The following is a 12,258-nucleotide window of genomic DNA, read 5'->3' as shown; positions in this document are numbered from 1 at the left end:
ATTAGTGAAGCTTTTTAAACTGATTTTATCTTTTATCTGTTGGTACAAAATCCCTCAAAGGGTGACCAGTATAAACTTGTCTTGGCCTTCCGATAGGCTCCTTGTTTTCACGCATTTCTTTCCATTGTGCGATCCAACCTGGCAAACGGCCTATGGCGAACATTACTGTAAACATATCAGTAGGAATTCCTAAAGCTCTGTAAATAATTCCAGAATAGAAATCTACATTAGGATATAAATTTCTTGATTTGAAATATTCATCTTCTAAAGCTGCTTCTTCTAGTTTTTTAGCAATAGCAAGAATTGGATCTTCAACTCCTAAAGTTGCTAAAACTTCATTGGCTGCTTTTTTGATAATTTTCGCTCTTGGATCAAAATTCTTGTAGACTCTATGACCAAACCCCATTAAACGGAAAGGATCATTTTTATCTTTGGCTTTAGCCATATATTTATCAGCATCGCCACCATTTCTATGGATTTCTTCTAACATCTCAAGAACTGCTTGATTTGCTCCTCCGTGTAAAGGTCCCCAAAGTGCAGAAACTCCAGCAGATATTGAAGCAAATAATCCTGCGTGAGAAGATCCTACCATTCTAACTGTAGAGGTAGAACAGTTTTGCTCATGATCTCCGTGAAGAATAAACAATTTATCTAATGCATCTATAACTACAGGATTTGCCGTGTAAGGTTCTGTAGGTAATTCAAACATTAAACGCATGAAGTTTTCTACATATCCTTTTGTATTATCATAATAATTTAAAGGATAGCCCATGCTTTTTCTATAAGTCCAAGTTGCTATAACTAAGAATTTACCCATAGTTTTACAAACTGCCTCATACATTTCTTTCTCATTCTCAACATTAACCGATTTTGGATTAAATGCTGTTAAAGCACTTGTCAACGCAGCTAAAACACCCATTGGATGAGCTGTTTTAGGAAAACCATCAATGATGTTTTTCATTTCTTCATTTACCAAAGTGTATTTTCTAATATCGGTTTCAAATTGTGCTAACTGATTTACAGTAGGCAGCTCTCCAAAAATTAAAAGGTATGATACTTCTAGAAAATCTGCTTTTTCAGCTAAATCCTCAATTGAATATCCTCTGTATCGAAGGATTCCAAGCTCTCCATCTAAAAAAGTAATATCACTTTTACAAGATCCTGAATTTTTATAACCTGGATCAAGTGTAATTACACCTGATAAATCACGTAATTTGTTAATATCAATGGCAACTTCATTTTCACTTCCTACAATGATCGGCAGTTCAAATTTTTTACCATCAATTTCTAATGTTGCTATTTTTGACATAATATAATTGAAAATAAACTTTTAAAATAATAATTTCTCAAATCTAAGGAATTAAACACTAATTAAAAAGAGAATAACACAATGAAATTGTTAAATATTACAAAAAAAAGCCACTCACACTAGGTGAATGGCTTTAAATAAAAATATCGTAAGAAATTATTTGATTTTGAAAGCATTTTTGCCAGGAAAGTAAGCTGTATTTCCTAATTCTTCCTCAATTCTTAACAATTGATTGTATTTAGCCATACGATCAGAACGAGAAGCTGAACCTGTCTTAATTTGACCACAGTTCAAAGCTACTGCTAAATCTGCAATTGTATTATCTTCTGTCTCTCCTGAACGGTGTGACATTACTGAAGTATAACCTGCATTTTTAGCCATATTAACAGCTGCAATAGTTTCTGTCAAAGTACCAATTTGGTTTACTTTAATAAGGATTGAATTAGCGATTCCTTTTTCGATACCAGTAGACAAGCGCTCCACATTAGTAACGAATAAATCATCTCCAACTAACTGAACTTTATCGCCAATTCTTTCTGTAAGCAATTTCCATCCATCCCAGTCATTTTCATCCATTCCGTCTTCAATAGAAATAATAGGATATTTTGCTACTAATTCAGCTAAATACTCCACTTGTTCTTCAGAAGACCTAACTTTACCAGTTTCTCCTTCAAATTTACTGTAATCATATTTCCCGTTTACATAAAACTCTGCAGCAGCACAATCTAAAGCAATCATGATTTCATCCCCAAAAGTATATCCTGCATTTTCAACAGCTTTTTTGATTGTATCCAAAGCATCTTCAGTTCCACCGGCAAGATTTGGTGCAAAACCTCCTTCGTCACCTACAGCAGTAGAAAGTCCTCTGTCATGTAATACTTTTTTCAAGCTGTGAAAAATTTCAGTTCCCATTTGCATGGCATGAGAAAAAGAAGTTGCTTTTACCGGGAAAATCATGAATTCTTGAAATGCAATAGGCGCATCAGAATGAGAACCTCCATTAATAATATTCATCATTGGTACAGGCAACGTATTTGCCGAAACACCACCTACGTATCTGTATAATGGCAATCCCAATTCATTAGCAGCAGCTTTGGCAACAGCCAAAGAAACTCCTAAAATTGCATTTGCTCCTAAATTTGATTTATTTGGAGTACCATCTAAATCAATCATCGTTTGGTCGATTAGATTTTGTTCGAAAACAGAAACTCCTACCAGTTCTTCAGAAATAATGGTATTCACATTTTTCACAGCATTCAAAACTCCTTTTCCAAGAAACGCTTTTCCTCCATCACGTAATTCAACTGCTTCATGTTCTCCGGTTGAAGCCCCAGATGGTACTGCCGCTCTCCCTAAAACACCATTGTCTGTAATTACATCTACTTCTATTGTAGGATTTCCTCTTGAATCAAAAATTTGTCTTGCGTGAATCTTGATAATTATACTCATAATACTAAAATTTAAATTTTGAATTACAAATATATTCTATCTTTTGGAATGATTTTATGAAAATAATGAATGTTATTAACGAAAACGTTATAATTTTTTAGCAAACAAAACATTTAAGCTATTTTAAGAATTTATTTTTACATTATCTGTTATTTTTTTCAATTCCATTGAAATCTAATTAAAGAAACGTATCTCACATGGACTAAAACGTAATGATATTAATTTCATCTCAAAATAAATTATTTTTAACAAATAAATAAACTGAAAAATACTAACTACCAATCATATAACTTAATTTTATATTCTTTCTTTAAAAAGAAAAAAGCTCAATTACTATTACATAATTATTCGTTAGCAATTTTGATAAATCAATTTCTAAATTGAAAAATAAAAATGTGATGGAAGCGTTATAGAACCTTAACAATTTAATAAATTCTAGTGAAATTGTAGCATTATTGAATAAAACGGCTTCTACATTAGAAAATACAGAAGATTTAAACCCATTAATTGACTATATAGGAGATGCAAAATATGTTCTTTTAGTTGAAGCCTCACATGGTACGCCTGAATATTATACATGGAGAGCTAAAATAACACAACGACTCATTCAAGAAAAAGGATTCTCTTTTGTAGGAGTCGAAGAAGATTGGCCGGATTGCTATCGTTTAAATCGATATGTCTAAGGACATTTAGATTCTGGGAAAGATATCTTTAGTGTTATGAATGAGTTTTAAAGATGGGCAAATTAGATTTGGGTAAATTGGCAAACTGCAGCATACACAAACTGGCTCAAGGTTTATAACGAAAGCTTATCAGCTGATAAAAGAATAGGGATTTACGGATTGGACGTATACAGTTTCAGAGAATCCATGAATTCAATTATTCAATATTTAGAAAAGAAAAAAAAATCCTAAAGCACTCGCAAATGCAAAAACTGCCATAAAATGTTTTGTACCCTACAATAAAAACGAAAGGCAATTTTATACCATAGCCTCTTCCAATGTTCCAGAATTGTGTGAAAAAGAAATCCTAGACATGCTTACAGAAATTATTAAAATGTCCCAAATTACAATCATGATTTAGAAAACATTTTGAGCACAGAACAAAAAGCATTCATTCCCAGAAATGTGCAAAAATACTATCGGGCGATGATAAGAAGAGTTTACACCTCCTAGAATATTAGAAATGAGCAAATGGTCTCCACTATACAGCGACTTATGAAATTCCATGGAAAAGATGCGAGAATAATCGTTTGGCAGTACAACACCCAGATTGGCGATTCATTTGCTACAGAAATGTCCTCTGAAGGGATGGTAAACGTGAGACAGTTAGTAAGAGAAAATATTTAAGTGAAGGAGTTATTGCTGTAGGATTTGCATCTTACAAAGGAAGTGTGGTTACCGAAAGAGTATAGGGAGATTCTATGAGAAAAATAAAAGTTCCAGAAGCAGTTAAAGAAAGCTGGGAACATGCTTTTCACATTGCAAACAATGGACAAACTAGATTATTATTAATGAATAAAGTAAAAGATGAAAAATGTCTTTCATCACTCATAAGACATCGTGCAATAGGAGTAGTTTATAATCCTGAACACGAAAGATTTGGAAATTATGTTCCTACAATACTACCAAAAAGATATGATGCTTTCATTTTTATCGATAAAACAAACGCTTTAAATCCCATAAATATTGAGGTTAATGGAAATCAAATCCCTAAAACTTATCCGTTCGGCATGTAAACTATTAAATAAAAAAGGGTTTGACTTATTTAAAAGTCAAACCCTTTTCTATACCTAACTAACATTGGAAGACATCCAAATATTAGCCTTTTATGTTTTCAATAAATTGATCAAATAAATAAGAGGAATCATGTGGACCAGGACTGGCTTCTGGGTGGTATTGAACTGAGAAACAATTTTTGTTTTTCATACGCATTCCTGCAACAGTTCCATCATTTAAATGAAGATGAGTAATCTCTAAATTAGGATGATTGTCAAGTTCCTCTTTATTAACAGCAAAACCATGATTTTGAGAAGTGATTTCACCTTTCCCGGTAATGATGTTTTTTACAGGATGATTTATCCCTCTGTGCCCATTAAACATTTTATAAGTTGAAATTCCGTTTGCCAAACCAATCACTTGATGTCCCAAACAAATTCCGAACAAAGGCTTGTCATTTTCAAGAATTTCTTTTGCAACTTGAATTGCTCCAGAAAGCGGCTCTGGATCTCCAGGTCCATTAGATAAAAAGTAACCATCTGGATTAAATGCAGCTAAATCCTGATAAGAAGAATCAAAAGGAAATACTTTGATATAACAATCTCTTTTAGCAAGATTGCGAAGGATATTCATTTTAATACCTAAATCAAGTGCAGCGATTTTATATGTTGCGTTTTCATCACCAAAAAAATAAGGTTCAGTAGTAGAAACTTTAGAAGCTAATTCAAGCCCTTTCATATCTGGAACTTTTGCTAATGCAATTTTTAATTCTTCAATAGAAGTTTCGTCTGTGCAAATTACAGCATTCATCGCACCGTTATCACGAATATAACTTACAAGAGCACGAGTATCTACATCAGATATGCAGATTAGGTTTTGTTTGATAAAATAATCTTCTAAACTTCCTGAAGCATCTTCACGAGAATAATTGAAGCTAAAATTTTTACAAACCAATCCAGCTATTTTAATACTTTGTGATTCAACTTCTGAATCGTTAACTCCATAATTTCCAATATGGGCATTGGTTGCTACCATCAATTGACCAAAATAAGAAGGGTCAGTGAATATTTCTTGGTAGCCGGTCATTCCTGTGTTAAAACAAACTTCTCCAAAAGTGGTCCCACTAATCCCAATAGATTTTCCGTGGAAAATGGTTCCGTCACTTAATAGAAGAATTGCTTTTTGTCGTGTTGTATATTTCATTCTTTGATTTCTATTATTTTTTTAATAGTCTCATGGAACTAGCAAAGCTCGTTTCATCTGTAGTTAAATATTGTGCAAATTTAATCCTTTAAAGCAATGGATGCAAGTTTTTGAAATTTATTGTAAAATAAAAACATTCTTATCTAGCCCTGATGATCCCGAAGCGTCGGGAGGCATCCTTTAACTTTTCTTTAGAAGCAAAAGACACAGTGAAAAGCAAGACAATATGCAATTAAATCCCAAAGTTTTTGCTCCGAAAAAATCAAAAAAAAAGGATAAACTATAAATAGCTTATCCTTGATTTTTATTGAATGATTATTTTCATAATTACTCAGCAGTCTCTGTAGTTGTATCAGTTTCAGCAGCTGGAGCTTCAGTAGCTTCATCTTTCTTAGCTTTTCCACCACGACGGCTTTTTGCTTTTTTAACTTCTTTTTTACCACCATTGTAAAGTTCATTGAAATCTACTAATTCGATCATTGCCATATCAGCATTATCTCCTAAACGATTTCCAACTTTAATGATACGAGTGTATCCACCTGGACGGTCTCCTACTTTAGCAGCTACGTCTCTGAACAAGTCAGTTACGGCATATTTGCTACGTAAGTAAGCAAAAACGATACGACGATTGTGAGTCGTATCATCTTTAGATTTTGTTATAAGCGGCTCAACGAATTGTTTAAGCGCTTTTGCTTTAGCAACAGTAGTGTTAATACGTTTGTGCTCGATAAGAGAACAAGCCATATTAGCTAACATAGATTTTCTATGTGCAGTCTGTCTGCTTAAGTGATTGAATTTTTTTCCGTGTCTCATTGCTATGTAAATTTAAACCTTACGGCTTAGATTATTCTTTATCTAGTTTGTATTTTGCTAAATCCATACCGAAGTTCAAATTTTTAACTGCAACAAGTTCATCAAGCTCAGTTAAAGATTTTTTACCGAAATTACGGAATTTCATTAGGTCATTTTTATTGAACGATACTAAATCACCAAGTGTATCAACTTCAGCCGCTTTCAAACAATTTAGCGCTCTTACAGAAAGATCCATATCAACAAGCTTAGTTTTAAGCAATTGTCTCATATGTAATGATTCTTCATCATATGATTCTGTTTGTGCAATTTCGTCAGCCTCGAGTGTAATTCTTTCGTCAGAGAACAACATGAAATGGTGAATTAAAACTTTTGCAGCTTCAGTAAGAGCATCTTTTGGATTGATAGAACCATCAGTTTTTATTTCAAAAACTAATTTTTCATAATCTGTTTTTTGCTCTACACGGAAGTTTTCAATCGCATATTTTACATTTTTTACCGGAGTAAAAATTGAATCTGTAAAAATAGTTCCAATTGCAGCATTCTGTTTTTTGTTCTCTTCAGCAGGAACATAACCTCTACCTTTTTCGATAGTTAAATCGAAATTAAGTTTGATTTTACTGTCTAAATTACAGATAACTAGTTCTGGATTCAAAACTTGGAAACCTGAAATAAATTTTTGAAAATCACCAGCTGTTAATTGGTCTTTACCTGAAACAGATATAGTAACTGATTCATTATCGATATCTTCAATTTGACGTTTGAAACGTACTTGTTTAAGATTAAGGATAATTTCGGTAACGTCTTCAACAACTCCTGAAATAGTAGAAAACTCATGATCTACACCTTCAATGCGAACAGATGTTATTGCATAACCTTCTAATGCTGAAAGCAAAACTCTTCTAAGTGCATTACCAACGGTCAATCCGTAACCAGGTTCTAAAGGTCTGAATTCAAACTTACCTTCAAAATCGGTTGAATCGATCATGATAACTTTATCGGGCTTCTGAAAATTAAATATTGCCATAAATTTCGACTAAGTCAATTATTATTTGTTGTACAACTCTACGATTAATTGTTCTTTAATGTTTTCTGGAATTTGAAGTCTCGCAGGTACAGAAACGAATGTTCCTTCTTTGATATCATTGTTCCAAGTAATCCATTCATAAACATGACTTGAATTAGATAAAGAACGTTCGATAGCTTCTAATGACTTAGATTTTTCACGAACTGCAACTTTGTCACCAGGTCTAAGGTGGTAAGAAGGAATATTAACTACTTCACCGTTAACTGTGACGTGTCTGTGAGAAACGATTTGACGTGCACCTCTTCTAGAAGGAGCGATACCCATTCTAAAAACAACATTATCCAATCTTGCTTCACACAACTGTAATAAAACCTCACCAGTAACTCCTTTGGTAGCTGATGCTTTTTTGAACAATCCTCTGAATTGTTTTTCTAAAATTCCATAAGAATATTTAGCTTTTTGCTTTTCCATTAACTGAATAGCAAACTCAGATTTTTTTCCTCTTTTTTTAGCCATCCCGTGTTGCCCAGGAGGGTAGTTTCTTTTTTCGAAAGCTTTATCGTCTCCGAAAATCGCTTCGCCAAATTTACGAGCGATTCTTGTACTAGGACCAGTATATCTTGCCATTTTAAATTGTTTAAGATTGAGATTATGAATTCAGGTCTGATCCTTCAATAATCGATATTCAATCTTGGTTATACTATATTTTTTTTTGAGTATTAAACTCTACGTCTTTTAGGAGGACGACATCCATTGTGAGGCATTGGAGTAACATCGATAATCTCAGTCACTTCAATTCCACCGTTATGCAAAGAACGGATAGCAGACTCACGTCCGTTTCCTGGTCCTTTTACATAAACCTTTACTTTTTTAAGTCCAGCTTCAAGAGCTACTTTACTACAATCTTCTGCTGCCATTTGGGCTGCGTATGGAGTGTTCTTTTTAGAACCTCTAAAACCCATTTTACCAGCTGAAGACCAAGAAATAACTTCACCTTTTTTGTTTGTCAAAGAAATGATGATATTGTTAAAAGTAGCAGAAATATGAGCTTCTCCCGTTGATTCAACGATAACTTTACGTTTTTTTGCAGTTGCTTTAGCCATATTACTTATTATTTAGTTGCTTTTTTCTTGTTGGCAACAGTTTTTCTTTTACCTTTTCTTGTTCTAGAGTTGTTTTTAGTTCTTTGTCCTCTTAAAGGAAGACCAGTTCTATGACGGATACCTCTATAACATCCAATATCCATTAAACGTTTGATGTTTAAAGAAACTTCAGAACGTAATTCTCCTTCAATTTTAAAAGTTGATACCGCCTCACGAATTGCTCCGATCTCGTCATCATTCCAATCTTGAACTTTTTTATCTTGGCTAACTTGAGCTTTCTCTAAAATCTCAACAGCTCTACTTTTTCCTAATCCGAAGATGTAGGTAAGTGCTATAACACCTCTCTTATTTTTTGGGATATCTACCCCTGCTATTCTTGCCATAATTATCCTTGTCTTTGTTTAAATCTAGGATTCTTTTTGTTTATTACGTACAATCTCCCTTTTCTTCGCACAATTTTGCACTCGGGACTTCTCTTTTTTACTGAAGCTCTAACTTTCATTTTGAATATCCTTTAATATCTATAAGTAATTCTTGCTTTTGACAAATCGTAAGGGCTCATTTCTAGTTTCACTTTATCACCAGGTAATAATTTGATGTAATGCATACGCATTTTTCCAGATATATGTGCGATTACAATATGTCCATTTTCTAACTCTACACGGAACATTGCATTTGACAATGCTTCAATGATTGACCCGTCTTGTTCTATTGCTGATTGTTTTGCCATAAGTTAAGCTACTGCTTTTCTATTTTTACCACTTTTCATCAAACCATCATAATGCTTATTCAACAAGTATGAATTAATTTGCTGCATCGTGTCTATGGCAACTCCAACCATAATTATTAATGAAGTACCTCCAAAAAACATTGCCCAAGATTGTTGAACATCCATAAGACTCACAACAATTGCTGGGAACACAGCTATCAAAGCAAGAAATAAAGATCCTGGAAAAGTTATCAAGGACATCACTTTGTCAAGATAATCAGAAGTTTCAACTCCTGGTCTGATACCTGGAATAAAACCACCACTTCTCTTTAAATCATCAGACATTTTATTAGTAGGAACTGTGATTGCAGTGTAAAAGAATGTAAATACAATTATTAAAGTTGCAAATACAAAATTATACCAAAAACCGAACATATTACTAAAAGCTCCAACGATTGATTGTGATGCATCTGATTTAGACAAACCTGCTAAGGCTGCCGGAATAAACATAATTGCTTGCGCAAAAATTATTGGCATAACCCCAGAAGCATTAAGCTTCAAAGGAATCCATTGTCTGTTTCCACCCAACATGTCTTGTTCAAAATCACCTGATGTTGTACGACGAGCATATTGAACAGGAATCTTCCTGATCGCCATAACCAATAGCACACAACAAATGATAACTAATAACCAAATGATAATTTCAATAACCAACAACATCGGTCCACCATTATTATTGGTAACTCTTGTTGTAAACTCTTGAATAAAAGCTTGAGGTAATCTAGCCAAAATTCCAACCATGATTAACAAAGAAATACCATTTCCAATTCCTTTATCAGTAATTTTTTCTCCTAACCACATGGCAAAAATTGTACCTGTAACTAAAATAACTACTGATGAAAATAAGAATTCAAATGAATTGAATCCCAATAAAAATGCATTACTAGGTAATGTTCTATATAAATTATAGATATAAGTTGGACCTTGAACTAAAGTAATTCCTATTGTCAACCAACGAGTAATTTGATTAATCTTTTTTCTACCGCTTTCTCCATCACTTTGAAGTTTTTGTAAATAAGGAATCGCAATTCCCATTAACTGAACAACAATCGAAGCAGAAATATAAGGCATAATTCCTAAAGCAAAAACAGAAGCTTGTGAAAATGCACCTCCAGTAAACATGTCAAGAATTGAACCAATTCCTTCTTTAGTTTGCCCAGCTAAATTACCTAACTGTGTAGCATCAATACCTGGCAGGGTTACTTGAGCCCCAAAACGATAAACTAAAAGCAAACCCAATGTTATTAGGATTCTATTTTTCAGTTCCTCGATTTTCCAAACATTACTTATTGATTCAATAAATTTCTTCATATTAATTGAAAAATTACATTGTTACAGCTTCTCCACCAGCAGCTTCAATAGCAGCTTTTGCAGTAGCAGTAAATTTGTGAGCGGTTACTTTTAATTTTGCTGTCAATTCACCTCTACCTAAAATCTTAACGATTTCATTTTTAGTAGCTAAACGATTAGCAACATAAACTGTCATATCAACAGTATCTTTAATAACACCATTATCAACTAAAAGTTGAAGTGTATCAAGATTTACACCTTCGTAATCTTTACGATTGATGTTTGTAAAACCAAACTTAGGCACACGTCTTTGAAGTGGCATTTGCCCACCCTCAAAACCAATCTTTTTAGAATAACCAGAACGAGATTTTGCTCCTTTGTGACCTCTTGCAGAAGTACCACCTTTTCCAGAACCTTCTCCTCTACCTAATCTTTTATTTTGATTGTGTGTAGAACCTTCAGCAGGTTGTAAGTTACTTAAATTCATAACAGTATTTGTTATTTAGCTTCTTCAACAGAAACTAAGTGTTTAACTTTATTTATCATCCCAAGGATTGTAGGGTTTGAATCATGCTCTACAACTTGTCCCATTTTACGTAGACCTAAAGCTTCTAATCCTCTTTTTTGAGTAAGTGGACAGTTGATTTTGCTTCTAACTTGTTTTACTAATAATTTAGCCATAATTTCCTTGAATTAACCTTTAAAAACTTTTTCTAAAGAAACACCTCTTTGTTTTGCAACAGTATAAGCGCTTCTCATTTGTAATAAAGCATCAAAAGTTGCTTTCACTACGTTGTGAGGATTTGAAGATCCTTGAGATTTAGATAATACATCATGAATTCCAACTGATTCAAGAACTGAACGAACAGCTCCACCAGCAATAACTCCTGTACCATGAGAGGCAGGAATTAAGAATACACGTGCACCACCAAATTTACCTTTTTGTTCGTGAGGAACTGATTGACCATTTAAAGGAATTTTTACTAAATTTTTCTTAGCATCTTCTACTGCTTTCGCAATTGCTTCAGAAACGTCTTTAGATTTTCCTAATCCGTGTCCAACCACTCCATTTTCATCACCTACAACTACAATAGCAGAAAAACCAAAAGCTCTACCTCCCTTTGTAACCTTAGTAACACGATTTACACTTACCAAACGATCTTTTAATTCAAGACCACTTGGTTTTACTAACTCTACATTCTTGTATTTACTATTAGACATACTATATTAGAATTTAAGTCCAGCCGCTCTTGCGCCTTCCGCTAATGATTTAATACGACCGTGATATAAATAACCTCCTCTATCGAAAGTTACTACGTCTATCCCAGCTTTTAAAGCTTTCTCTGCAACTAGTTTTCCAACTGCTGTAGCAACTTCAATGTTCGTACCGTTACCTATTTCTTTTTCTCTTGAAGAAGCCGCCAATAAAGTAACTCCATTTACATCATCAATTAATTGAGCATAAATTTCTTTGTTACTTCTAAATACAGATAGTCTTGGATTAGTAGCAGTACCACTAATTGTTTTTCTAATTCTGAATCTGATTCGTTGTCTTCTTTCAGGTTTTGTTAATGACATAA

Annotated in this window: 17 protein-coding genes and 1 pseudogene; 3 read left to right on the top strand and 15 right to left on the bottom strand. The window is 33.5% G+C overall.

Annotated features, from left to right (window positions below; all coding sequences use genetic code 11):
• Window positions 1–25: 25 nt before the first annotated feature.
• Both ACXX80_RS08255 and eno read right to left on the bottom strand, forming a co-directional pair.
• Window positions 26–1,309: a citrate synthase gene (locus ACXX80_RS08255; RefSeq protein WP_417991194.1), complete on the bottom strand. Its 1,284-nt coding sequence runs from the start codon at window positions 1,307–1,309 to the stop codon at window positions 26–28.
• Window positions 1,310–1,465: 156 nt separating this feature from the next.
• Window positions 1,466–2,758, bottom strand: coding sequence for a phosphopyruvate hydratase (eno, locus tag ACXX80_RS08250; protein WP_458552763.1), 1,293 nt, complete (start codon window positions 2,756–2,758; stop codon window positions 1,466–1,468).
• Between the two features lie 455 nt (window positions 2,759–3,213).
• Here eno and ACXX80_RS08245 point away from each other — a divergent pair.
• The 3 genes and pseudogenes from ACXX80_RS08245 (at window position 3,214) to ACXX80_RS08235 (ending at window position 4,496) form a co-directional block, all read left to right on the top strand.
• A pseudogene (locus ACXX80_RS08245) lies at window positions 3,214–3,672 on the top strand (erythromycin esterase family protein).
• Between the two features lie 279 nt (window positions 3,673–3,951).
• On the top strand, window positions 3,952–4,107 hold the full coding sequence (locus ACXX80_RS08240; protein WP_458552762.1) for an erythromycin esterase family protein: 156 nt from the start codon (window positions 3,952–3,954) through the stop codon (window positions 4,105–4,107).
• 74 nt (window positions 4,108–4,181) lie between these two features.
• Window positions 4,182–4,496, top strand: coding sequence for an erythromycin esterase family protein (locus tag ACXX80_RS08235; RefSeq protein ID WP_458552761.1), 315 nt, complete (start codon window positions 4,182–4,184; stop codon window positions 4,494–4,496).
• An 82-nt stretch (window positions 4,497–4,578) separates the two neighbouring features.
• On the opposite strand, the gene carA is transcribed toward ACXX80_RS08235, so the two are convergent.
• The 13 genes from carA to rplR form a co-directional block, all read right to left on the bottom strand.
• Entirely contained in the window at window positions 4,579–5,679 is a 1,101-nt protein-coding gene (carA, locus tag ACXX80_RS08230) for a glutamine-hydrolyzing carbamoyl-phosphate synthase small subunit (RefSeq protein WP_458552760.1), read from the bottom strand.
• 327 nt (window positions 5,680–6,006) lie between these two features.
• On the bottom strand, window positions 6,007–6,492 hold the full coding sequence (gene rplQ, locus ACXX80_RS08225) for a 50S ribosomal protein L17 (protein WP_417981309.1): 486 nt from the start codon (window positions 6,490–6,492) through the stop codon (window positions 6,007–6,009).
• Window positions 6,493–6,523: 31 nt separating this feature from the next.
• Entirely contained in the window at window positions 6,524–7,516 is a 993-nt protein-coding gene (locus tag ACXX80_RS08220; protein WP_039110214.1) for a DNA-directed RNA polymerase subunit alpha, read from the bottom strand.
• A 21-nt stretch (window positions 7,517–7,537) separates the two neighbouring features.
• Complete coding sequence (gene rpsD, locus ACXX80_RS08215) at window positions 7,538–8,143, bottom strand: 30S ribosomal protein S4 (protein ID WP_282711735.1); 606 nt, start codon at window positions 8,141–8,143, stop codon at window positions 7,538–7,540.
• Between the two features lie 92 nt (window positions 8,144–8,235).
• Window positions 8,236–8,619 carry a 30S ribosomal protein S11 gene (gene rpsK, locus ACXX80_RS08210; RefSeq protein WP_024981527.1) on the bottom strand — a complete coding sequence of 128 codons (384 nt, stop codon included), beginning with the start codon at window positions 8,617–8,619 and terminating at the stop codon, window positions 8,236–8,238.
• Between the two features lie 8 nt (window positions 8,620–8,627).
• A complete protein-coding gene (rpsM, locus tag ACXX80_RS08205) occupies window positions 8,628–9,002 on the bottom strand; it encodes a 30S ribosomal protein S13 (RefSeq protein WP_091203660.1) in 375 nt (124 codons plus the stop codon).
• Window positions 9,003–9,004: 2 nt separating this feature from the next.
• The gene (ykgO, locus tag ACXX80_RS08200) at window positions 9,005–9,121 is read right to left on the bottom strand and encodes a type B 50S ribosomal protein L36 (protein ID WP_008992256.1); all 117 of its coding nucleotides are present in this window, start codon (window positions 9,119–9,121) and stop codon (window positions 9,005–9,007) included.
• Window positions 9,122–9,133: 12 nt separating this feature from the next.
• Window positions 9,134–9,349 carry a translation initiation factor IF-1 gene (infA, locus tag ACXX80_RS08195; protein WP_007136545.1) on the bottom strand — a complete coding sequence of 72 codons (216 nt, stop codon included), beginning with the start codon at window positions 9,347–9,349 and terminating at the stop codon, window positions 9,134–9,136.
• 3 nt (window positions 9,350–9,352) lie between these two features.
• Window positions 9,353–10,699, bottom strand: coding sequence for a preprotein translocase subunit SecY (gene secY / locus ACXX80_RS08190; RefSeq protein WP_099713440.1), 1,347 nt, complete (start codon window positions 10,697–10,699; stop codon window positions 9,353–9,355).
• A gap of 13 nt (window positions 10,700–10,712) precedes the next feature.
• Window positions 10,713–11,165: a 50S ribosomal protein L15 gene (gene rplO, locus ACXX80_RS08185; RefSeq protein ID WP_066081007.1), complete on the bottom strand. Its 453-nt coding sequence runs from the start codon at window positions 11,163–11,165 to the stop codon at window positions 10,713–10,715.
• An 11-nt stretch (window positions 11,166–11,176) separates the two neighbouring features.
• Window positions 11,177–11,359, bottom strand: coding sequence for a 50S ribosomal protein L30 (gene rpmD / locus ACXX80_RS08180; protein ID WP_027310825.1), 183 nt, complete (start codon window positions 11,357–11,359; stop codon window positions 11,177–11,179).
• Window positions 11,360–11,371: 12 nt separating this feature from the next.
• Window positions 11,372–11,899 (bottom strand): 30S ribosomal protein S5, encoded by a 528-nt coding sequence (rpsE, locus tag ACXX80_RS08175; protein ID WP_035668102.1) that lies wholly within the window; start codon window positions 11,897–11,899, stop codon window positions 11,372–11,374.
• A gap of 6 nt (window positions 11,900–11,905) precedes the next feature.
• On the bottom strand, window positions 11,906–12,256 hold the full coding sequence (gene rplR, locus ACXX80_RS08170; RefSeq protein WP_039110219.1) for a 50S ribosomal protein L18: 351 nt from the start codon (window positions 12,254–12,256) through the stop codon (window positions 11,906–11,908).
• Between the last annotated feature and the right edge of the window lie 2 nt (window positions 12,257–12,258).

The organism is Flavobacterium sp. GNP002 (assembly GCF_054343795.1).
This window is presented reverse-complemented; position numbering and strand designations above follow the sequence as displayed.